The sequence below is a fragment of the Chloroflexota bacterium genome (assembly GCA_018829775.1).
Classification (GTDB): domain Bacteria; phylum Chloroflexota; class Dehalococcoidia; order Dehalococcoidales; family RBG-16-60-22; genus E44-bin89.
Window position 1 is genome coordinate 12,717 of the sequence record JAHJTL010000019.1, and the last position, 20,913, is coordinate 33,629.

Sequence of the window (20,913 nt, forward strand, 5' to 3'; positions counted from 1 at the left end):
AGATGGGCTTATCTCGTAATAAAGCTGAGCCAGAGGGCATTTAAGTCGTCCATGTCCAGCCCGTACACTTTCTGCAGGGCTTCGTCGTAGCCGCTTCCTTCACGGAAGGTATTCAACAACTCAAGCATCTGACTCTGGCCATAATTGTTTATCAATAAATCAACCAGGCTGTAGCTCTGGGCGTAGGCCAGCACCGATTCTTCAGCATAGGCGGAGAATGGGCTGGACAGGCTGCGCACGGTTATCAGTTTATCTTCATTGATGGCATTTACCAGCAGGTTGACGAATACCGGCTCAAGCGGCCCTTCTGCCCACATGGCAAGCCCTTCGTCGAGCCAGGTGGGCAGGTCATTATAGGGGTTGAAGACCACCTGGTGGACCACCAGATGCGTCAGCTCGTGGGTCATCGCCCGCTTGCCCCAGTCAAGAGTGTCCGGGGAAATGCCGATGGCAATGGTACTGAACCTGGTATAGGCAACGCCTCCCGTCCATTCCTGAGGGAAAATCATAGCACCGAGCAGGTCTTCGGACTTGGCGTAAATGTATATCTCAGCCGGACTTTCCAGCTCGGCACCGGTGTAATTGGCCAGACGTATCAGTGCCTGCTGAGCGGTATACATTAGCTCCCCGGCGAAGGACTCATCTCCCTCATACCAGTGCAGCGTCAGCAATCCCTCGCTCAGGCTGCGCCAGGGATAGCGGTCGTCATCGACCTGAACCATGGTCGGCTCGGTTTCAATTTTCTTGCTGTTGGCATCTTCAAGCGTCCACCAGTAGCTCACGCTGCTGCCCGGGGGCAGGCCACCGGTCTTCCTCATATCCCAGCTCCACCCCACATCGACCATGGTCGCCGGTTCAAATTTCAGCGTCACCTCGCTGACGACCTCGGCGTGACTCATACGGTCGACGGTATAGTGCAGGCGGATATCGGTGATATCGGCATCACCGGTCGCGGAGAGACCGAAGTTTACTCTCATCGGAAAATCAACTTCAACACGGCTCTCCAGAACCTGCAGCCCGTCAACAGCTTGAACGGTTATTGGGCTCAATGGTATCAAGAGCAAAGTGGTTACTACAATTAAAAACACTACCCTTTTCATAATTCCTCCCTCCCCAGACCGGACCGGTGATAGGCTTCCAGAAAACCGTCCAGTTCGCCATCAAGCACCGCATCAGGATTGCCCGTCTGATAATCGGTCCGGTGGTCTTTGACCATCTTGTACGGATGCAGGACATAACTCCGGATCTGGTTTCCCCAGCCCGCAGCGATGCGCTTGCCTTTAATCTTGGCTTTTTCCTCGGCGCGTTTCTTCAGTTCCAGCTCCAGCAGGCGCGACCGGAGTATGGTCATGGCGGTTTCCTTGTTCCGATATTGAGACCGCTCGCTCTGGCAGGTAGCGGCGAGCCCCGTGGACAGGTGGGTCAATCTGACCGCGCTGCTGGTCTTCTGCATATGTTGCCCGCCCGGCCCGCTGGACCGAAACGTTTCCACTTTCAAATCATCGGGCTCGATTTTAATATCAACGTCCGCCTTGGCCTCCGGTATTACCTCCACCAGAGCGAACGAGGTATGCCGGGCGTGGTCAGCATCAAATGGGGACAGCCGAACCAGCCGGTGAACACCATGCTCCGCTTTTAAATACCCGTAGGCATAGTCGCCGCCAATCTCAATGACCGCGCTTTTCATCCCGGCTTCCTCACCCGATGTACTCTCCAGGATTTCCGCCTGATAGCCACGACGCTCGGCCCAGCGGAGGTACATCCGCATCAGCATCTCCGCCCAGTCCTGAGACTCGGTGCCCCCGGCACCGGCATGGACTGCCAGAATGGCATTGCGCTCATCATATTCACCGCTGAAAGCGAGCTGGAATTCGAGCTGCGCGAGAGCTGCCTCAACCTGTGCTGTCTCCGACTCTATTTCCGATTGAAGCGATTCATCTTCTCCAGTTAGATGGGCCAGTTCCGTCAGGTCAGCCACTCTTTTTTCCAGCCCTCGCCACCGCTCCACCGCCCTCTTTTGCTCTGCTAATCGACGCATGGTATCCTGTGCTTTAACCTGCTCAAGCCAGAAGTCCGGCTGTGCCGATTCTTTCTCTAGCCTGCCGATTTCCACTTCCTTGCCGGCAATGTCAAAGATGCACCAGTGCCATGGAAATTCGAGAGCGCAGGTCTTCCAGCTTGTCCAGTAACTCCTGCATTTAATATGCCTCTCCGCCTATAATGATTTTCCCTGCAAAGTCGGCTCGCGAGAAGGGATATATTCTTTCTCTTTTATGCTTCCTCCGGCGACCAGATGGGCAAACCGTAGCGGCTCCGGAATACGGTAGCCGCGGCAACATGCAAGCACCCAGTGAATAGCAGCCTCAAGGTCAACTTTATGGCCAATGGAAATATAGAGCGGTCTGGTATTCTCCTTTGTGTGCAGGACAGCCCCGACCACTTCACCCTTGTCCACCAGTTCTGTATAGCTGCCCGGCTCATCGCCCGGTTCCCTGTGATGACCACACAGTCGCGACTTGGCACAGCCTATGGTCGGCGTGTCCAGCAGCAGTCCCAGATGGGAGGCCAGCCCGAGTCGGCGGGGGTGGGCCAGCCCCTGACCGTCCACCAGAATGAGGTCGGGCGTTACGGTCAACCTCTCGCAAGCGGCCAGAACCAGCGGCGACTCCCGGAAAGAGAGAAGGCCCGGAATGTAGGGAAAGGCCAGTTTTTCATTAACCGTTTTCACTTCCACCAGCTTCAAATCAGGGTAATCCATGATGACCACCGCCCCGGTAGCCATACCCTGGGCACGGCCGGCGGATATATCAACGCCGGCAACAAAGCGGGGCTCACCGATTTCGTTGATGCGGGAAACCCTGGCGGCCAGCTCTCGCTGGATGTCGAAAGCCTGTGGAGTGCTGACCTGCCAGTCGTGCAGTTTATGCACTTCCATATCCCGATTATAACCGCAATAATATCATCTGGCAACTGATTCACTCACTGCCATTGACAGGGACTAGAACAATAGTGCATAATAATAATTTAGAGAGCTAGATAACACATGGTAAAAATCAGACTACGCCGCACCGGAGCCAAGGGCAAGCCAAACTATCGACTGGTTGTTGCTGACTCCCGCTCACCCCGTGATGGAGCCTTCATCGACATTATCGGTCATTTCAATCCCCTCACCGACCCGGAAACCGTGGTTATTAACGAAGAAAAAGCACGCCACTGGTTAAGCAAGGGCGCCCAACCGACAGATACCGCCGCCAGGCTGCTGAGCAAGGCAGGCATTCTACAGAAATCCAATACAAGTAAGGAGAACCCCAAATCATGAGTAAGTCCGAGGAACAGGAAGAGCCCCAAATCATGAGTGAACCCGAGGAGCAAGAAGAGCCTCAAACCACGAGTGAACCCGAGGAGCAAGAGAAGCCTCAAACCACGCGGGAACTCACTGCGCAAGGAGAAAGCATGAAAGAACTCGTCGAATACATTGCCAAATCAATCGTCGATGAACCCGATGAAGTAAAAGTTGAAGAGGAAACTGACGAAGAAGGCCTGCTGACACTGAAGTTGCAGGTCGCTGATGAGGATAAGGGAAGGGTCATTGGCAAGCAGGGCCGAATCGCTGAAGCCATGCGTGCTCTGCTCAGGGTAAAAGCCGCCAAGGCTTCCTCCCGGGTTAGACTTGAAATTATCTGATTTCGCCCCATCTGAAAATCAAGAACCAGAAACAGAAACGTTCGATTCGGACTTCATTACTATCGGGCGTATTATCGCCCCTTGGGGAGTCAAGGGCCAAGTAAGCGTCAAGATAGAAACTGATTTCCCCCAGCGGTTTTCCCCCGGCGCACAGGTATTTATCGACGGTAAACCGGTGACCGTTGTTGATGTGTCATGGCACCGCGGCCGGCCGTTAATAAAGTTCAATACTATCGACTGCACTGAAGATGCCCGGCAGCTACGGGGCAAACCCATAGAGATACCGCAGAGTCAGCTCCAACCGTTGCCGGAAGACCATTACTATTATTTTCAGCTCATCGGGCTGGAGGTAAAGACCGCCGGAGGAGAGCATCTGGGTAAAATCAGGGAAGTCCTGGGTGGTAAGAGCAACGATACCTACGTTGTACAGGGAACAGAAGGCGAAATCCTTATTCCGGCCGTTGAAGATGTGGTCAAGTCAATAGATTTAGAGCACGGATATATGGAGATTGAGCCCATCGCGGGGCTTCTGGAATTAAACCGGAAAAAGACCGATTAGCTTCCCGCTAACGCCTTGCTTTTCTTCTTCGCGCTGTCTCTGCCACCCTCAGACGTGCCAGCGAACGGCGGAGCGCTGCCTCCGCACGGGCGCCATCGATGCCAGGTTCAAGCTCCTGGGACAGCCTATCCCGGGCGCGTTTTCGGGCCTCCTCCGCCCGCTCTACATCGATTTCCTCCGCCCGCTCCGCAGCGTCGGCCAGAACAACCACCCTGTCGGGGCGTACCTCAAGGAAGCCTCCGGATATCGCCAGCGATACTTCCTCGTCGCCCTTTTTTACCCGCAGCTCGCCGGGCAGCAGCGTTGTCATCAATGGGGTATGGTGGGGCAGAATCCCGAGCTGGCCTTCAAAGCCAGGCGCAATTACCATATCCACATTGTCGGAATAGACCATTCGTTCCGCAGTTACAATATCAAGTAATATACCTGGCATCGCCTACTTCCCCGCTTTTTTCCTTCCGTCCTCAGATTCTGCCTTATCCTTTTCGGCTGTCTCTGCCGCCACTTCTTTGCCTTCTCCCCCCACCGATTCCTCTTTCTCCTCCCTTGCCTCACCGCTGACGCTTATAGTTTTTGCCTGCTTTGCTACTTCGTCGATGTTACCCACCATATAAAATGCCTGTTCCGGCAGGTTGTCGTACTTGCCGTCAAGTATCTCCCTGAAACCACGCACCGTTTCCTGTACTGGCACATACTTACCCTCTCTGCCGGTAAACACCTCGGTAACAAACATTGGCTGAGATAGAAAGCGCTGGATGCGCCGTGCCCGGCCAACGGTAAGTTTGTCCTCCTCGCTGAGCTCTTCAATACCGAGGATGGCGATGATATCCTGCAGGTCCTTGTAACGCTGCAATACCTGCTGCACCTCGCGGGCGACCTGATAGTGTTCCTCGCCGACCACCGCCGGCGTCAGAATACGGGAGGTTGAGACCAATGGGTCGACGGCCGGATACAGTCCCTGCTCGGTAAGGGACCTCTCCAGCGCAATCACGGCATCAAGGTGGCCAAAAGTAGCCACCACTCCCGGGTCGGTGTAGTCGTCCGCCGGAACATAGATAGCCTGGAAAGAGGTGATTGAGCCGTGTTTGGTTGACGTAATCCTCTCCTGCAGCTCGCCCATCTCCGTGGCCAGAGTCGGCTGGTAACCCACTGCCGAAGGCATACGCCCCAGCAGGGCGGAAACCTCCATGCCGGCCAGTGTATAGCGATATATATTATCGATGAATAGCAGCACATCCTGGTTCTCGACATCGCGGAAGTATTCCGCCATGGTCAGCCCGGTCAGTCCAACACGTAGTCGTACCCCCGGAGGCTCGTTCATCTGCCCGAAAACGAGCACCGTTTTGTCAATGACACCCGACTCTCTCATCTCGTACCACAGGTCGTTGCCTTCACGCGACCGCTCGCCGATGCCGGTGAACACGGAAAAGCCGCCATGCACGGTGGCGATGTTGCGGATTAATTCCATGATGATGACCGTCTTGCCTACCCCGGCACCTCCATAGGCGCCGATTTTCCCGCCCTTGGTGAACGGTGTAATCAGGTCAATCACCTTGAGTCCCGTTTCCATTATCTCGGTACTCGTCGACTGTTCCTCCAGTGACGGCGGAGGGCGATGGATTGGCCAGTGTTCTTTCGCTTTCACAGTACCGAGGTTGTCCAGAGGCTCGCCCATGACATCAAACAGGCGCCCCAACGTGGCTCTGCCCACCGGCACGCTGAGCGCAGCTCCGGTATCTACCGCCTCGGCGCCACGCCCCAGGCCATCGGTGGGTGATAGCGCCAGACATCTGACCCGGTTATTGCCCATGTGTTCCTGGACTTCAAGCACCACTCTGCTGCCATCGGCATTTATCTCAACTGCGTTGTAAAGTGCCGGCAATTTATCGGGTGGAAATTCAACATCAACCACCGTACCGATTACCTGAGTCACTTTGCCTTTTGCCATTGTAACCTCCTCGGTTAAGCCAGAGCTTCCACGCCACCGGCAATGTCCAGAAGCTCTTTGGTAATCGCCTCCTGGCGGGCTTTGTTGTAAAGCAGGGTCAACTCATCGATAAGCTCACTGGCATTATCCGTCGCGTTCTTCATTGCCACCATCCGCGCCGACTGTTCGCTGGCGATGGACTCCAGAATGGCATGGTAAACCTCCATCTCAACGAAGCGAGGCAGAAGGTTGCCCAGCACGACACCAGGACCTGGCTCATAGATATACTCCACATTCTGCACTGCCGGTATGCTGGCTGGTTCCACTGGAAGCAGTCGCTGCACGCAGGGATGCTGTACCATCGTGGAGACAAAGCGTGCGTAGACCAGGCAGACCAGGTCAAAGGTACCTTTGCTGTAATCCTCAATCACTATCTGTGAAATGGGCAGGGTGTCCATCAGGCTGGGGCGGTCGCCGAGATGGGTAAATTCGGCCACCACCTCTGTGTCACACCGGCGTACAAAGTCAAGCCCTTTCTTCCCAACAGCAATAACAGAAACCGGCGCTTTCTGCTCCAGAATATAGCTGGCAATGGTGCGATTGAGACTACTGATAAGCCCGCCGCACAGACCGCGGTCGGGGGTAATATGAACCAGGGCAATTTTATTAATCGGACGCCGCTGCAGGAGCGGATGCGGTGCCCGTTCGGTTCCTGTCAGAGTAGCCAGGTCAGCAATAACCTGCTGGATTTTATCCGCATAGGGCCTGCCGGCCAGACCACGTTCCTGCGCCCGCCTCATTCTGGAAGCGGCAATCATCTCCATCGCCCGGGTGATCTTGGCCGTACTCTTTACCCCCCGTATCCGCCGATGTATGGTGCGAATGTTTGCCAATCTTTACCTCTTAAAACAACTCGGTATTATGGAGCTCCTTGAACTCCTTGATAGCCTTGATTAAAGCCCTTTCCGTCTCCGAACCGATTTTTTTGTCTTGGACAAGAGATTTAACTATCTCAGGATGTTTTTCATCCATGAACTGATAAAATTTGGTTTCGAAAAGGGCGACTTTGTCGATAGCAATATCATCAAGATAACCGTTAACCGCGGTATAAAGAATCATAATTTGCCTTTCCAGTGGCACAGGTACGAACTGAGACTGCTTCAGAACCTCGGTGAGCCGTTGCCCACGTTCAAGCTGGGCCCTGGTCGTTTTATCCAGCTCGCCGGTGCCGAACTGGGCAAAGGCAGCCAGTTCGCGGTATTGGGCCAGTTCCAGGCGCAGCTTGCCGGCCACCTGCCTCATCGCCTGCGTTTGGGCTTTGCCTCCAACACGAGATACCGATAAACCGACGTTCAACGCCGGCCTGATACCAGCATTGAAGAGGTCGGTTTCCAGGTACATCTGGCCGTCGGTTATGGAGATCACGTTGGTTGGAACATATGCTGAAAGGTCGCCGGCCTGCGTTTCGATGATGGGCAGCGCGGTCAGTGAACCGCCACCGTATTCCGGCGCATACTTCGCTGCCCTCTCCAGCAGCCGACTGTGCAGGTAGAAAACATCGCCCGGATAGGCCTCCCTTCCCGGCGGTCGGCGCAGCAGCAATGATAGCTGCCGGTATGCCCAGGCGTGTTTGGTGAGGTCGTCATAGACAACCAGGGCATCCTTGCCATGCTCCATGAACTCTTCGCTGATGGCGCATCCGGCATACGGCGCCAGGTACTGAAGGGCAACGGAATCGGAAGCGCTGGCCATCACCACGATGGTATGTTCCATAGCGCCGTGGCTTTCCAGTGTAGCCACCAGGCGCGCCACCTTGGACACCTTCTGGCCAATGGCAACATAAATACAGGTAAGGTCACCGTCTTTTTGATTAATTATCGTGTCAACGGCGATTGCCGTTTTACCGGTGGAGCGGTCGCCGATTATCAGTTCCCGTTGGCCCCGGCCAATGGGAATCATGCTGTCGATTGCCTTGATTCCGGTCTGTACGGGGGTATCCACGGACCGGCGCAGCACCACATTGGGCGCCACACGCTCCACTGGACGGGTCCTCTCGGCTTTAATGAGGCCTTTGCCGTCCAGAGGTCGACCCAGAGGGTCAACAACCCGTCCGATAAGCGCTTCACCTACGGGCACCTCAGCAATTCGCCCGGTACACCGCACCTCATCGCCTTCTTTAATCTTAAGGTAGCCCCCGAGAATTATCGCCGCCACGCTGTCCTCTTCCAGGTTCAATGCGATTCCCATAACATCATTGGGGAATTCAAGCAGTTCATTGTATTTGGCTGAGGTCAATCCGTGAATGCGGGCAATACCGTCACCAACCTCAATCACCGTGCCCACATCCACCATAGCGACGGTACTGCCAAACTGTTTGATTTGCTCTTTCAGCACCGATACGATTTCCTGCCCTTTGGTCGACACCGGAGCTACCTCCTCTCCGAGTTAATTCTTTGCTCTTTTATATTACAGCCTGCCCTCGACAAGGCTCTCAACTACCGACGGGTCGGCCAGCGTGCTGGTATCTCCCAGATTGCTGACATCTCCCGCCGCAATCTTGACCAGAATACGGCGCATGATTTTTCCGCTCCGGGTCTTGGGTAGGCCCTCAGCAAACTGGATTCTATCCGGCGTGGCGATGGGCCCGATTTCCTTGCGGACGTGGGCCACGAGCTCCTTTTTGAGGTCATCACCGTCTTCCATGCCTGCCACCAGAGTTACGTAGGCGTAAATGCCCTGTCCCTTTACCTCATGGGGCATGCCGACCACCGCCGCCTCGGCCACCTTACCATGTGATACCAGTGCGCTTTCAACCTCGGCGGTACCGATGCGATGACCGGAGACATTGATAACGTCATCGATACGGCCCATCAGCCAGTAGTAGCCGTCCTCGTCTATCCTGGCCCCGTCACCGGTGGTGTAAACGCCCGGGAAACGGACAAAATATGTTTCCTTGAATCGTTTCGGGTCACCGTAAACACCGCGCATCAGGCCAGGCCAGGGCCGTTTCATCACCAGGTAACCGCCCTCATTCACCCCCACGGTTGAGCCGTCTTCACGCAGTATTGCCGGCTCCACGCCGAAGAAAGGCACGCCGGCTGAGCCGGGCTTGGCTGGCATGGCGCCGGGGAAAGTGGTGATAAGAACGCCTCCCGTTTCGGTCTGCCACCAGGTATCGATAATCGGGCACTTTCCCTTGCCGATAACGTTGTAATACCACATCCAGGCTTCGGGGTTTATCGGCTCACCCACTGTTCCCAGAAGCCGTAACGAGCTCAGGTCGTGTTTGTTGGGCCACTCCTCACCCTCGCGCATGAGGGCGCGTATCGCAGTGGGTGCGGTATAGAAGATGGTAACCTGATATTTCTCCACGATATCCCAGAACCGGTCGACATGCGGATAGGTGGGGACACCTTCGAACATAATACACGTGGCGCCAAGGGCCAGGGGCCCGTAGACAATGTACGAATGACCGGTCACCCAGCCGATGTCCGCCGTGCACCAGTAAACATCCTCTTCCTTGGCATCGAAAATCCACTTGAACGTCTGATAGGTGTGCAGCAGATAGCCCGCCTGGGTGTGCATCACGCCCTTCGGTTTGCCGGTACTGCCGCTCGTGTAGAGGATGAAGAGGGGGTCTTCTGAATCCAATACCGCCACATCGCACACGGGCTTGATTTCCACGCCGGCCATAAGGTCATGCCACCACCGGTCACGGCCTTCCTGCATGGGTATGCCGATATCCGCCCGCTTAACCACGATGACGTTATTTACATCAGGGCAGGACTCAAGCGCCTGGTCGGCATTATCCTTGCTGCGGATGACACGGCCGCCGCGATAGTAGCCATCACAGCAAATGAGCGTTTCCGAGCCGCAGTCCAGTATCCGGTCGCGCAGGGCTTCTGCACTGAAGCCGCCGAAGATGACGCTGTGAATGGCGCCGATACGCGCACAGGCCAGCATGGCAATGGGCAATTCCACTATCATGGGAAGATAAATGGAAACACGGTCGCCCTTCTTAACCCCCAGCTTCCGCAGAACGTTGGCGAATTTGCACACCTCGCGGTAGAGCTGCTGGTAGGTCACTACCCTGGTATCACCGATGTCGCCTTCCCAGATGAGCGCCGCCTTGTTTTTACGCCACGTACCTATATGACGGTCAATGCAGTTATAGCTCACATTCAGCTTGCCGCCGACGAACCACTGATGCTTCCCTTCGCCAAAATCAGCTTCCACGACCTTGTCCCACTTCTTGAACCAGTCGAGCTGTTCCGCCATTTCACCCCAGAACCCCTCCGGATCATCTATGGAACGCCGGTATAGCTTCTTATATTCATCCATGCTCTGGATGTATGCTGCCTCTCTAAATTCCTTCGGGGGATTGAAACTTCTCTTTTCCCCCATCATCGAAGTAATCCCTTTTACTTCGTTCATCAAATCCTCCGTCCAATTCTCAACCGCTAACTACAAAATATCTGCTATTAATTAGTCCTGTGCGGTAACGCCCATCAACTGCGTATAGGCGCTATTGAGCCTGGTGGCAATTGTCTGGGCGACGCCCCGGTTTATTTTGCACCCAATCTGGGGATGAGTCTGGCAAAGCTGAGCGAGCTCCTTGCCCTTGAATGCCAGCACCTTCGTGGTCTCGATTGCCCTTACCGTGGTGTACATACGATGGGGAGGCAATATTGCCGACCAGCACACCAGTTCAAAGTTCGATGCCGCCTGTATCTGGCGGTGCATCATCGGGCCCAGTTCCAGGTATATGCCAACAAGACCGTCCTCAATGATGAATACCTTCTCCTGGCTCCTGCCCTGCTTGCCCAGGCTCTCCCCAACTTCATAGACTTCACTGGTTGCCATGTCGGCAATTATTTTCAATTGCTCCTCATCTAACTCATGAAACATGGGACATCGCTTCAGTACCTCAATCTTTTCCATTCTCGAACCTCCACACTATTTCTAGACCAGGCTTTTAAAGCTCACCTTTCAGCGCCAGCCATTGCCTTTTTTAACGCCGCCAGTTTGCCCCGGATGCTGCCGTCAAGTAACCTGTCTCCAATCCGGGCAACGAATCCGCCGATTACACCCGGATTTATATCTGCCTTGATTTCAATTTTCTTGCCCACAATACGGCCGAGATGTCTGGCCAGCTTCTGTTCGTCCTCCTTGGTCAGCGGAACCGCCGTGGTCACCTCAGCTATCTCTATACCGCGGTGGCTGTTCAACAACCGCAGATACCCGTCAGCGATTTTACCAATCATATCCAGCCTGCCCCGGCTGATTAGCAGAAGGAGCAGGTTCAGCAACATTGGGTTCGCCTCTTTCATTTGCCCGGACAGCAATTTCGTTTTTTCGCTAAAATGAACCTTCGGGCTTTCCAGTACCGCCGAAAAATCCTCGTCGCTTACCACCCGGACAATCTTTTGCAGGTCAGATTGCCAGCGTTCCAGCTCGCCTGCTTCCAGTGCGATTTCAAACACCGCCTGCGCATATCGTTTCGAATATGGTCTTCTCGCCATGTCCGTTCTTTAACCAGTCTTTATTTCTCTTTCAGAGCATCGCTCTCTTCCAGGACTTTATCAATAAGCTCGCGATACGCCTTCTTATCCAGAGACCGGTCAATGACCTTCTCCGCCGCCATGATGGTGATGTCGACCACTTCCTTTCGTAATTCGCTGATGGCCTCGTCCCGCTCCCGCTGTATCTCGCCGCGCGCCCTAGTAATAAGGGCCTCGGCTTCCTGCCTGGCGCTTTGCTTGGCTTTCTCCCTGATTTCTTCGCCGGCCTGCGCAGCCTGGGCAATGCGTTTCTGCCCTTCCTTGCCAGCCGCTGCCAGTTGCTTCTTCACTTCTTCTTCGGCACGGGCAGCCTGTTCTTTGATGGCATCGGTCTGTTCCATGCTGTCCTTGATTCTTTTGGAACGCTGGTCAAGCATCCTCATCACCGGCTTGTAGGCAACAAAGTAGAGGACCACGAGCAGAATCACCACGTTCACAATCTGCGCCAGCAATATGGGCACATTAATGCCGAGTCCGGCAAGTCCCTCCATTCTTTGCCCCCTTCTGTCCAGTATTAAATCAAATGGCGAGAATCGCCGCCACCACCAGGCCGGCGAAAATTAGCGCCCCCAGCACCACGGCGGCAATGATAACACCGATAGACAGAGGTATTCTATCCTGTTCCATAATTACCTCCTAAATACGCTAGACAATCAGCGCCAGGATAATGGCGATAATAAGCGCGTAAATACCGATCGCCTCGCAGAAAGCAGTCACCAGAATCATGTTGGTCATTATCGGACCGCTTGCCTCCGGGTTACGGGCTATTCCCTGCAGTGCCGAGTAGCCGATAAGCCCGATTCCCAGTGCCGGTCCCAGCAACCCCAGCCCGGCCGTCAGACCCACGGCCAACATCTTCATCGTTACTGGATCCATATTCAACCTCCTTCAGCGATTTGCCCAAAGCACATATATTTTATGTCAAGCCGATTCTTCCCCATGATGCGTTACGGCCAGAGTCAGAAAGACCAGAGTTAGCCCACCGAAGATGAGCGCCTGAACAAAGCCAACGAGCAACTCGAGCCCGTAGAACGGCAGGGCGAACACCCATGGCACCAGAAATGCCGCGATAAGCAGCAGCATTTCGCCGGCGGTCATATTGCCAAAAAGACGGAAGGTAAAACTGACAATTCGCACCATCTCGCTCAGCGCCTCCAAGAGCCCGACAAAGATATGGATGAATCCGGTGAAAATTCCGCCAAGCCCGGCCCGCAGCCGGCCCCTGACGATGTGCCCGATGCTCTGGAAAAACTGGTTCACATTGAAAAATTTGCCCACATAGCGGAGCCCCAGCGACCTCAGACCGAAGTATTCGACAAAGACAAATGAAATCAGCGCCAGGGCCAGAGGCATGTTGATATCTGTATTGGCACCGCGGAGCAGATGTACGTGTTCACCCTCAGCAGTGGTTACCATTATCGAGCCAAAGCCCGGTATCAGGCTCAGCCAGGCGTTGAAGGCAACGAAAAGAAAGATGGTAGTTACGATGGGAAAGAATCGCCGTCCGTTTTCCTCTCCGGCAACTCTCCGGCAGAGGTCATAGAGCCAGCCCAGTAATGCTTCAAATGCGCTCTGCAGCCTCCCGGGGACAACCTTCATGCGACGCGTGATTAAATATGACAGGCATATCAGGACGGCCATCGTTATCCAGGCACCGATAATGCTGTTGGCAACGGGAAAGCCGAAGAGGTGGAATGCCGTTTCTGCCGGGAGCTTGAATTCTGGCTGAGGCAGGCTGAGCCACGCCGGCAGCCCCAGGTCACCAAACATACTTCTTCCCAGAGGTCCAACCAGAAAGCCAACGACGAGCAGAAGAACGAAAAGGGACAGCACCCCCACCAGAAGAGGCCGCGACATCCCCAGAGCACCTCGCTTTGCCATCAGTCACTCTCCCCGTTCTTCTTGTTCTTCATAAGCGGTATCAGCATCCGGTATACTCCGTAGAAAGCAACCACAATTCCGAGGAACAGCCCCACTATCGCTATAGCAGGACCGGTATTCAGTCTGCTATCCAGCCAGAGACCTGCCGCCACACCCAGCACAATAGAGCTGCCGATGAAAAATCCCACCCCCACCAGCCGCAGGGCCGCCATCCATCTGCTCATATTCGCCTCGATACTTGCGCTGACGCGCAACCCAGTATATTGTATCATCCTGAATTGAAATAAACTACCAGATACTGTGGAAATAAAATAGCCCTAACCTTCTACTGTTAGGGCTATCTATCATTACAAATGATTGCCGTTATCATAGGGCCAGTCTAGCGGAGCTTCCCCTGGCTGAATAGCCGTGAGAAGTCACCATCGAAATCTGTCAGGAAATTGTGCATATCGAGCATGTCGTCAACTACAATCGTTTCACGCTGGTGTTCACCCATCTCGGTATCGGTGAAGTCGTTCACCTCTTCAAGCACTTTCTCTTCTTTGACAACTGCCGCCACCAGGCATTGAGTATGGCACGTTGGGCAGTGCACTCTCAAAAACCACATGTCTTCGCGGTGACCGAGCACATCAACGTTGTAGGATTCATAGTTCTGACCGCATTCTTCGCATTTCATTGAGGACATAAGTTTTTTAATCAGTCTCTCTTCCACCGCTCAGGCTCCAATTAAGTTGCTCCTGATTATCTTCATGATTTGCGCTTATCAAAGTCATCCATGTCAAGCGTATTGATGAAGTCATGGAAAGCCGACAGCTTTCTCATCTCTTCTTCACTCACTTTTTTATCCTTGGTGTCAACCTCTTCCCCTTCCTCCATAATCGGTTTTCCGGTCTCTTCATCAAGCAGGATGCCGGCTTTATCCAGTACGGCTTCTTCGGCAAATATGGGTGCGTCAGTTCGCACCGCCAGGGCAAGCGCATCACTGGGACGCGAGTCAATCTCCATCTGCTCGCCATTGACGCTGAGGATAATCTTGGCATAGAAGGTGTCGCTCTTCAGGTCGCTGACAATAATGGAATCTATACCTGCCCCCAGCGAATCGATTACCGAACTGAGCAGGTCGTGGGTGAGGGGCCGCGGCACCGTTACGCCCTGCAGTTTTACCGCAATAGCATCAGCCTCTGCTGGCCCGATCCAGATAGGGAGGTATCGCTTGGCCAATTTTTCCTTCAGGATTACCACCCGCTGGTAATTCATCAAACTCACTCGAATGCTGTCGATGCTCATTTCAATCATATCCGTACCTCCCCGATTAATCAGCCAGCAATTTAATTCTACGGCAGACTATTATGCTTGTCAACCAGAATTGGTACGGCATACTTTTTACCGTTATTCCTGTATTTAATCCTTTATTCAATTGTTATGTTAAATTCTAAAGAGATTTGCACTACCAAATGTGGTATAATATTGGTGTCTACTTTTCAATATTCCGGCAGAGAGATTGAAGCCTCCGTGATCAGGCGTCGTGCGATTCGTCAGCTCAGTGAAGAAAGGGAGGAAAGCCTTTCACCTTACGCGGTGAAAAGCAGGCTCTCGAAAGGCAGGCTGAAAGACGAAGAACCCTGCGCAATAAGGACCGCCTTTCAGCGTGACCGCGACCGAATTATCTACAGCAAGGCGTTCCGCCGCCTCAAGCACAAGACGCAGGTCTTCATCGCACCGCTGGGCGACCATTACGTGACCCGGCTGACCCATACCCTGGAAGTCTCACAGATAGGTCGCACCATAGCCCGAGCTCTTTACCTGAATGAAGACCTGACCGAGGCAATTGCCCTTGGTCATGACCTGGGACATACTCCTTTCGGTCACGTCGGAGAAGACGTGCTCAATGAGCTCTACGCGCCGGGCTTCCGCCACAACGAACAAAGCCTGCGAGTCGTTGACCTGCTGGAAAATGACGGTCGTGGGCTCAACCTTACTGTAGAGGTCAGGGACGGCATCCTGAACCATTCAAAATCGAGAAGCGATGTCCTCAGCAATGCCTGGGGGAAAGTAGACACCCTTGAAGGTGAGATTGTCAGGATGGCGGATATTATCGCGTATATCAACCATGATATTGGCGATGCTATTCGAGCCGGTGTTATTAGGGAAGGCAATTTGCCTCTCGACGCGGTGAAAGTGCTGGGTATTTCACATTCACAGCGCATCAATACTATGGTCGGTGACATTATCGATAGCTCGTGGGGAGCCAGCGGTTATGCTAAAATAGGAATAGAGAACCCGAAGATAACCATGAGTTCCGAAATATTGGATGCCACCAACGTGCTCCGCGAGTTCCTTTTTCAACAGGTGTACTACGTGAAGTCCGCTGAGGAGGAAAGCGAGAAGGCAAGGGCAGTGGTCTGCCGCCTTTACGAGTATTTTACCAGGCATAAAGACAAATTGCCGCCGGAATACCTGACCTACAGTGAAAACACCGAGCGGAGGGTCGTCGACTATATAGCTGGTATGACTGACCAGTACGCCCAACGGGTAGCCGCAGGTCTCAAGCAATGATTGATAAGGGGAAATAGCTTGCCAGATGAGCGTTGTTGACGAGGTCAAACAGAAAACAGATATTGTAAGCGTCGTCGGCCAGTACGTGGCGTTGAAAAAGGCGGGTCGCAACCTCGTCGGACTGTGTCCCTTTCACGGCGAAAGAAATCCCTCCTTCTTCATTTACCCGGAACAGCAGAGCTGGCACTGCTTCGGCTGCAATACCGGCGGCGACGTTTTTTCTTTCATTATGAAGAAGGAAGGACTGGACTTCGGTGAAACGCTGCACCTTCTTGCTCAGAGGGCAGGCGTTACCATCCCCACCCGACCCGGCAGAGATGAAGAAAAAGAGGAGAAGGAGCAGCTTTACAAAATCAATGAGGCGGCTGCCCAGTATTTCCATAACCTGCTGCTCAACTCCCCGGAAGGGAAAAGAGCCAAGAACTATCTTGAAAGCCGCGGTTTCACCGACAAAACCGCAGCCGAATTTCAGCTGGGTTACAGCTCCAGTAAATGGGACGACCTGAAAAAGTACCTCCAGGAGCGAGGCCACACAGAGGAAGAACAAGCAAAAGCGGGCCTGCTCGCTGAGTCGGAGAGCGGCCGGATTTATGACCGCTTCCGCAACAAGCTGATGTTCCCCATCTGGGACATAAGAGGGCATGTGATTGGCTTCGGCGCCCGCGTGCTTGACGACTCGTTGCCCAAATATATCAACTCACCGCAGACACCTGCTTTCAACAAGAGCAGCAGTCTCTACGGCATCAACCTGGCTGCCCCCAGCATCAGGCAGCAGGAAATGGCGGTCATCGTCGAAGGCTATGTCGATGTTATCACCGCCCATCAGAACGGTTTCAATAACGTGGTCGCCTCCATGGGCACCTCGGTTACCGAGGCACAGGTAAGCTCACTGAAAAGGCTGACCCGGAATCTGGTGCTGGCACTTGATGCTGATGCTGCCGGCGAGGAAGCCATGTTGCGGGGTGTGAGCTATGAAAACATCCTTGAGTCTGAGATAAGGGTTGTCATTCTGCCTCAAGGAAAAGACCCGGACGATGTAATCAAGGAAAATAATGATACTTGGCGACAACTATTGGATAAGGCAACGCCAATTGTGGATTACACCATTAACATGATTACGAGCAAGCTTGACCTGGATACTGCCAGAGACAAGTCGCTAGCAGTAAAGGAACTGCTGCCAGTAATCAGCGAAATGAAAGACAAAGTCCGTCAGGCGCACTATGTGCAGAAGCTGGCACGCCTGGTCAATGTTGGCGAACGCACCATAGAAGCCGAACTGAGTCGATTAAAACCATCACCGGAACGGAAAAGGGTTACGGCACCAGCGCCGGAGAAGGCTACGTACACACCACGCACATTATCATCCAATCGCCTTGAGGAAGACTACCTTACCCTGATACTACAACATCCAGAGCTGAAAGCGAATACGACGGTCATCTCCTCAGAATACTTCCTAAACAGTGAAAACAGAGAGGTATTTAATAGTTGGAATAAGGTGGGCGACCTGGATAAACTCAAAGATATGCTGGACCCAGTATTACATGAGCATCTTGACGTAATGGCCCACCGGGAGTTACCATCTGACCGTCTGGACGAAAGGGATGCCGATTACCGCCAGCGTCTTGAGGAGCGATACTATAAAAAATTAGCCGAGGAAATAGGTGGAATATTAGCCGCCGAAGCTGGAGAAAAAGGTGTCGGCGCCGATATTGCCAAGCTTGCAAATGAGATAGGAATAGAATATTCACTGCGTTTAAATGAGCTATACAAGCGCAAAATGCAAAGGCGGTTGGAAAGCAGGAGGTAAGGTATGAGTGTGGAAGAACGAGGAAATCACTTGGTTCCAGAAGATGAGCGCGATGAAGAGAAAACCGAAGATGAAATGCTGAGCAAATCCGCTGGTGACTTTACAACCTCCCAGGACCAGGATGAAGATGCCGAGCCAGAGATGCCCCATGTGCCAGGCAAATTATGGCGCGAGGAACACCTCGATGTTGAAAAGCCCGAGCCAGTTATTGAAATCGAAATGCCTGCACCAGTTGAAGGTCTGGCATTACAGGAAATAGCCGATGACCCGGTCCGCATCTACCTGCACGAGATCGGTCGGGTGCACCTCCTTACCGCCAATGATGAAAAGACACTGGCCAAAGAGATGGAGGAGGGAATACGTCTCAACGAGATAAAGTACCAGTACCTGCAGGAGCACGGCAGGTCGCCCTCGGCGGTAGATATAGTGCTGGCCGTTATCAGAGAGCTCGGAGAGTCGTCCGAATTTATACAGCTTATCCAGGAACAGCTCGGTATACCCAGGACGACCAGCTTTCACGAAGCCATTAGCAATGCACAACTACATGAGAGCATTGATAATTCCATTGACCCGCAGTTGATAAACGACATTTCTATTCTAACCAGGCTATCCATGCCGGAAACCGAGCAAAAATTCATTAACCTGTCGCTAAATAGCAGACTGCTGACCAGAGATGTCCGCGAAGCCATCGGTTCGGATATCTCATTTTCCGATGTTGATGAACTGGTCAATGATGAAGCCTTTATCAGTTCGATACGCAACCATGAACACAAGCTTGAAGCCCACTTTCGCAGCATTGATTTTGAGGCCAAAAAGGCGGAAAGGCACCTCATTGAGGCCAACCTGCGTCTGGTGGTGAGCGTGGCCAAGAAGCACATCGGGCGCGGCATGTCCCTCCTCGACCTTATTCAGGAAGGCAATATCGGCCTGATGCGCGCTGTAGAAAAGTTCGACTACCGCAAGGGCTACAAGTTCAGCACCTATGCCACCTGGTGGATACGTCAGGCGCTGACCAGGGCTATCGCTGACCAGGCACGCACCATCCGTATTCCGGTTCACATGGTGGAAACTATAAATCGACTGCTCAAAACGAGCCGACGTCTGGCACAGGAGTACGGACGTGAACCCACTTCCACCGAGATAGCCAAAGAGATGGAGATATCCTCGGAGAAGGTCCGGGAGATTGTAAAAGTATCGCAGCTGCCCATATCGCTGGAGTCGCCAATCGGCGAGGAGGAAGACAGCCCGCTGGGGAACTCAATCGAGGACCGGAATGCCCTGCCACCGGTGGACGCCGCTTCAAAGCAACTTTTAAAAGAGCAGATTGAGGACGTGCTGTCTACGCTCACGCCACGCGAGCAGCGTGTCCTGCAGCTCAGATTTGGCCTTGAGGACGGGCGCAGCCGGACGCTGGAAGAGGTGGGCAAGGAGTTCAATGTAACCAGAGAACGAATTCGCCAGATAGAGGCCAAAGCGCTGCGCAAACTGCGCCACCCCAGCCGGAGCCGTAAGTTAAAGGACTATCTGGAATAAAGACTAGCGGAACATTCCCATCAGGTCTCGGGGCAGTTTCCCCTTAACCCCCATCTTCATCAGTTTTTGCATCTGGTGAAACTGATTAAGTAATTGATTCACGTCATGGGGCTGCACGCCGCTGCCACGGGCAATGCGACGCCGGCGGCTCCCCCCGATAATTGTCGGATTGTGGCGTTCCTGTGGCGTCATGGAGAGTATCATGGCCTCCACTTTCTTCAACTGCTTTTCCTCGGTGCCCTCAGGGAGCTTGGCCGCGAAACGGGATACGCCGGGAAGCATATCCAGCAGTTGCCCCACCGGCCCCATATTTTTAATTGCCCCGAGCTGCGATAGGAAATCCTCAAGGTCAAAGCTTTCTTTTTCTACCTTCTTTTTCAGCTCTTCGGCCTGACTCTCGTCAAAAGCCGCCTCCGCCTTTTCGATAAATGTAAGTACGTCCCCCATCCCCAGAATGCGCGACGCTAGGCGGTCGGGATGGAATGGCTCCAACGCATCCACCTTCTCCCCGATGCCGATGAACTTTATCGGCACGCCGCTCACCCAGCGGATGGAAAGGGCAGCCCCACCCCTTGCATCACCATCCATCTTGGTCAGGATGAGCCCGGTGAGATTTACCTGGGAATGGAAACCCTCGGCGCTGCGCACCGCATCCTGGCCGGTCATGGCGTCGACCACGAGCAACACTTCAGCTGGATGCAATGTCTTCTTCACCTCGGCAAGCTCTTTCATCATCTCTTCATCGATGTGGAGTCGGCCCGCCGTATCCACCACCACCCAGGTGGCGGCCAGCGATTTTGCTTTAGCCAGAGCATGAGCGCAAACGTCTTTGCTCGGCACGCTGGTGCCTTCACTGTAAACCGGAATATCCAGCTGATTTCCCAGGGTAACAAGCTGTTCGATAGCCGCCGGGCGCCGATTGTCCGCCGCTACCAGCAAGGGACTCTGGCCGGAACGTTTCAGATGGAGTGCCAGCTTGGCGGCGGTGGTCGTCTTACCACTGCCCTGCAGCCCGACGAGCATGGCTATAAAAGGCGGCTGGCCGGATGTGCTTAATCGGCCCGGCTCCCTGCCCAGCGTGGCAATAAGCTCCTCGTTGACAATTTTCACCACCTGCTGGCCGGGGGTCAGGCTCTGCTGGACTTCCACACCGAGGGCACGCTCCCGCACCCGCCCGACAAAGTCTTTGACCACCTTGAAGTTGACGTCGGCTTCCAAGAGGGCCAGACGCACCTGCCGCAGGCCATCGTCAATGTCTTTTTCCGTCAGCCGACCCCGGCTGCCCAGGGCACGGAATACCTTGCTTAACTTATCGCTGAGAATCTCAAACATCTACCTGATTTCATTCTAGTTGGGTATTCATCTGGCCGTCAAGCAACCGCGCTTAAATAAAAATATTATTCCT

At 53.8% G+C, this 20,913-nt stretch carries 23 protein-coding genes; 6 read left to right on the forward strand and 17 right to left on the reverse strand.

The window, feature by feature from the left end; all coding sequences use genetic code 11:
* Window positions 1-8: 8 nt before the first annotated feature.
* The 3 genes from KKD83_02345 to nfi all read right to left on the reverse strand — a co-directional run bounded on the left by KKD83_02345 (window position 9) and on the right by nfi (window position 2,935).
* Window positions 9-1,100 (reverse strand): peptidase MA domain-containing protein, encoded by a 1,092-nt coding sequence (locus KKD83_02345; GenBank protein MBU2534992.1) that lies wholly within the window; start codon window positions 1,098-1,100, stop codon window positions 9-11.
* A protein-coding gene (gene prfB / locus KKD83_02350; protein ID MBU2534993.1) for a peptide chain release factor 2 occupies window positions 1,097-2,198 on the reverse strand; the annotation gives its coding sequence in 2 pieces (ribosomal slippage) (window positions 1,097-2,131 and window positions 2,133-2,198; 1,101 coding nt in all). Before prfB ends, KKD83_02345 begins: the two co-directional genes overlap by 4 nt.
* Before the next feature lie 17 nt (window positions 2,199-2,215).
* Window positions 2,216-2,935, reverse strand: a complete 720-nt coding sequence (nfi, locus tag KKD83_02355) for a deoxyribonuclease V (GenBank protein ID MBU2534994.1) — start codon at window positions 2,933-2,935, stop codon at window positions 2,216-2,218.
* A 108-nt stretch (window positions 2,936-3,043) separates the two neighbouring features.
* On the opposite strand from nfi, the gene rpsP reads away from it, so the two are divergent.
* The 3 genes from rpsP to rimM all read left to right on the forward strand — a co-directional run bounded on the left by rpsP (window position 3,044) and on the right by rimM (window position 4,243).
* Window positions 3,044-3,319 (forward strand): 30S ribosomal protein S16, encoded by a 276-nt coding sequence (gene rpsP, locus KKD83_02360; GenBank protein ID MBU2534995.1) that lies wholly within the window; start codon window positions 3,044-3,046, stop codon window positions 3,317-3,319.
* Between the two features lie 134 nt (window positions 3,320-3,453).
* Window positions 3,454-3,684: a KH domain-containing protein gene (locus tag KKD83_02365; GenBank protein MBU2534996.1), complete on the forward strand. Its 231-nt coding sequence runs from the start codon at window positions 3,454-3,456 to the stop codon at window positions 3,682-3,684.
* Window positions 3,671-4,243: a ribosome maturation factor RimM gene (rimM, locus tag KKD83_02370; protein MBU2534997.1), complete on the forward strand. Its 573-nt coding sequence runs from the start codon at window positions 3,671-3,673 to the stop codon at window positions 4,241-4,243. Before KKD83_02365 ends, rimM begins: the two co-directional genes overlap by 14 nt.
* A gap of 7 nt (window positions 4,244-4,250) precedes the next feature.
* Here rimM and KKD83_02375 read toward each other — a convergent pair whose 3' ends face one another.
* The 13 genes from KKD83_02375 to KKD83_02435 all read right to left on the reverse strand — a co-directional run bounded on the left by KKD83_02375 (window position 4,251) and on the right by KKD83_02435 (window position 14,908).
* Complete coding sequence (locus KKD83_02375) at window positions 4,251-4,676, reverse strand: F0F1 ATP synthase subunit epsilon (protein ID MBU2534998.1); 426 nt, start codon at window positions 4,674-4,676, stop codon at window positions 4,251-4,253.
* Window positions 4,677-4,679: 3 nt separating this feature from the next.
* Entirely contained in the window at window positions 4,680-6,191 is a 1,512-nt protein-coding gene (gene atpD, locus KKD83_02380; protein MBU2534999.1) for a F0F1 ATP synthase subunit beta, read from the reverse strand.
* Window positions 6,192-6,205: 14 nt separating this feature from the next.
* On the reverse strand, window positions 6,206-7,063 hold the full coding sequence (gene atpG / locus KKD83_02385; protein ID MBU2535000.1) for an ATP synthase F1 subunit gamma: 858 nt from the start codon (window positions 7,061-7,063) through the stop codon (window positions 6,206-6,208).
* Window positions 7,064-7,073: 10 nt separating this feature from the next.
* Complete coding sequence (gene atpA / locus KKD83_02390) at window positions 7,074-8,594, reverse strand: F0F1 ATP synthase subunit alpha (GenBank protein ID MBU2535001.1); 1,521 nt, start codon at window positions 8,592-8,594, stop codon at window positions 7,074-7,076.
* A 42-nt stretch (window positions 8,595-8,636) separates the two neighbouring features.
* Window positions 8,637-10,604 (reverse strand): acetate--CoA ligase, encoded by a 1,968-nt coding sequence (gene acs / locus KKD83_02395; protein ID MBU2535002.1) that lies wholly within the window; start codon window positions 10,602-10,604, stop codon window positions 8,637-8,639.
* A gap of 51 nt (window positions 10,605-10,655) precedes the next feature.
* On the reverse strand, window positions 10,656-11,111 hold the full coding sequence (locus KKD83_02400) for a cyclic nucleotide-binding domain-containing protein (GenBank protein MBU2535003.1): 456 nt from the start codon (window positions 11,109-11,111) through the stop codon (window positions 10,656-10,658).
* Window positions 11,112-11,152: 41 nt separating this feature from the next.
* Window positions 11,153-11,692: an ATP synthase F1 subunit delta gene (gene atpH, locus KKD83_02405; GenBank protein ID MBU2535004.1), complete on the reverse strand. Its 540-nt coding sequence runs from the start codon at window positions 11,690-11,692 to the stop codon at window positions 11,153-11,155.
* Window positions 11,693-11,712: 20 nt separating this feature from the next.
* Window positions 11,713-12,222, reverse strand: a complete 510-nt coding sequence (gene atpF, locus KKD83_02410) for a F0F1 ATP synthase subunit B (GenBank protein ID MBU2535005.1) — start codon at window positions 12,220-12,222, stop codon at window positions 11,713-11,715.
* A 154-nt stretch (window positions 12,223-12,376) separates the two neighbouring features.
* Window positions 12,377-12,607: an ATP synthase F0 subunit C gene (gene atpE / locus KKD83_02415; GenBank protein ID MBU2535006.1), complete on the reverse strand. Its 231-nt coding sequence runs from the start codon at window positions 12,605-12,607 to the stop codon at window positions 12,377-12,379.
* Between the two features lie 45 nt (window positions 12,608-12,652).
* Complete coding sequence (locus tag KKD83_02420; protein ID MBU2535007.1) at window positions 12,653-13,612, reverse strand: F0F1 ATP synthase subunit A; 960 nt, start codon at window positions 13,610-13,612, stop codon at window positions 12,653-12,655.
* Window positions 13,612-13,836, reverse strand: a complete 225-nt coding sequence (locus tag KKD83_02425; protein MBU2535008.1) for an AtpZ/AtpI family protein — start codon at window positions 13,834-13,836, stop codon at window positions 13,612-13,614. Before KKD83_02425 ends, KKD83_02420 begins: the two co-directional genes overlap by 1 nt.
* Before the next feature lie 155 nt (window positions 13,837-13,991).
* On the reverse strand, window positions 13,992-14,324 hold the full coding sequence (locus KKD83_02430) for a hypothetical protein (protein ID MBU2535009.1): 333 nt from the start codon (window positions 14,322-14,324) through the stop codon (window positions 13,992-13,994).
* Window positions 14,325-14,359: 35 nt separating this feature from the next.
* On the reverse strand, window positions 14,360-14,908 hold the full coding sequence (locus KKD83_02435; protein MBU2535010.1) for a bifunctional nuclease family protein: 549 nt from the start codon (window positions 14,906-14,908) through the stop codon (window positions 14,360-14,362).
* A 126-nt stretch (window positions 14,909-15,034) separates the two neighbouring features.
* Here KKD83_02435 and KKD83_02440 point away from each other — a divergent pair, with 126 nt between their 5' ends.
* The 3 genes from KKD83_02440 to rpoD are packed head-to-tail and all read left to right on the forward strand — an operon-like array spanning window position 15,035 to window position 19,508.
* Window positions 15,035-16,168, forward strand: coding sequence for a deoxyguanosinetriphosphate triphosphohydrolase (locus KKD83_02440; GenBank protein ID MBU2535011.1), 1,134 nt, complete (start codon window positions 15,035-15,037; stop codon window positions 16,166-16,168).
* Window positions 16,169-16,193: 25 nt separating this feature from the next.
* A complete protein-coding gene (dnaG, locus tag KKD83_02445) occupies window positions 16,194-17,975 on the forward strand; it encodes a DNA primase (protein ID MBU2535012.1) in 1,782 nt (593 codons plus the stop codon).
* 3 nt (window positions 17,976-17,978) lie between these two features.
* Window positions 17,979-19,508 carry an RNA polymerase sigma factor RpoD gene (gene rpoD, locus KKD83_02450; protein ID MBU2535013.1) on the forward strand — a complete coding sequence of 510 codons (1,530 nt, stop codon included), beginning with the start codon at window positions 17,979-17,981 and terminating at the stop codon, window positions 19,506-19,508.
* A gap of 3 nt (window positions 19,509-19,511) precedes the next feature.
* Here rpoD and ffh read toward each other — a convergent pair whose 3' ends face one another.
* Window positions 19,512-20,840, reverse strand: a complete 1,329-nt coding sequence (gene ffh, locus KKD83_02455; protein MBU2535014.1) for a signal recognition particle protein — start codon at window positions 20,838-20,840, stop codon at window positions 19,512-19,514.
* Window positions 20,841-20,913 lie beyond the last annotated feature (73 nt).

What these genes read in the sequence shown, in the direction of transcription:
- KKD83_02365 (MBU2534996.1), top strand. Translation starts at nt 3,454, where the DNA reads ATGAAAGAACTCGTCGAATACATTGCCAAATCAATCGTCGATGAACCC.
- KKD83_02425 (MBU2535008.1), bottom strand. Translation starts at nt 13,836, where the DNA reads ATGAGCAGATGGATGGCGGCCCTGCGGCTGGTGGGGGTGGGATTTTTC.
- rpsP (MBU2534995.1), top strand. Translation starts at nt 3,044, where the DNA reads ATGGTAAAAATCAGACTACGCCGCACCGGAGCCAAGGGCAAGCCAAAC.
- atpF (MBU2535005.1), bottom strand. Translation starts at nt 12,222, where the DNA reads ATGGAGGGACTTGCCGGACTCGGCATTAATGTGCCCATATTGCTGGCG.
- ffh (MBU2535014.1), bottom strand. Translation starts at nt 20,840, where the DNA reads ATGTTTGAGATTCTCAGCGATAAGTTAAGCAAGGTATTCCGTGCCCTG.
- nfi (MBU2534994.1), bottom strand. Translation starts at nt 2,935, where the DNA reads ATGGAAGTGCATAAACTGCACGACTGGCAGGTCAGCACTCCACAGGCT.
- acs (MBU2535002.1), bottom strand. Translation starts at nt 10,604, where the DNA reads ATGAACGAAGTAAAAGGGATTACTTCGATGATGGGGGAAAAGAGAAGT.
- atpD (MBU2534999.1), bottom strand. Translation starts at nt 6,191, where the DNA reads ATGGCAAAAGGCAAAGTGACTCAGGTAATCGGTACGGTGGTTGATGTT.
- dnaG (MBU2535012.1), top strand. Translation starts at nt 16,194, where the DNA reads ATGAGCGTTGTTGACGAGGTCAAACAGAAAACAGATATTGTAAGCGTC.
- KKD83_02440 (MBU2535011.1), top strand. Translation starts at nt 15,035, where the DNA reads ATGTTAAATTCTAAAGAGATTTGCACTACCAAATGTGGTATAATATTG.
- atpE (MBU2535006.1), bottom strand. Translation starts at nt 12,607, where the DNA reads ATGGATCCAGTAACGATGAAGATGTTGGCCGTGGGTCTGACGGCCGGG.
- KKD83_02345 (MBU2534992.1), bottom strand. Translation starts at nt 1,100, where the DNA reads ATGAAAAGGGTAGTGTTTTTAATTGTAGTAACCACTTTGCTCTTGATA.
- atpH (MBU2535004.1), bottom strand. Translation starts at nt 11,692, where the DNA reads ATGGCGAGAAGACCATATTCGAAACGATATGCGCAGGCGGTGTTTGAA.
- rpoD (MBU2535013.1), top strand. Translation starts at nt 17,979, where the DNA reads ATGAGTGTGGAAGAACGAGGAAATCACTTGGTTCCAGAAGATGAGCGC.
- KKD83_02375 (MBU2534998.1), bottom strand. Translation starts at nt 4,676, where the DNA reads ATGCCAGGTATATTACTTGATATTGTAACTGCGGAACGAATGGTCTAT.
- KKD83_02435 (MBU2535010.1), bottom strand. Translation starts at nt 14,908, where the DNA reads ATGATTGAAATGAGCATCGACAGCATTCGAGTGAGTTTGATGAATTAC.
- KKD83_02420 (MBU2535007.1), bottom strand. Translation starts at nt 13,612, where the DNA reads ATGGCAAAGCGAGGTGCTCTGGGGATGTCGCGGCCTCTTCTGGTGGGG.
- KKD83_02400 (MBU2535003.1), bottom strand. Translation starts at nt 11,111, where the DNA reads ATGGAAAAGATTGAGGTACTGAAGCGATGTCCCATGTTTCATGAGTTA.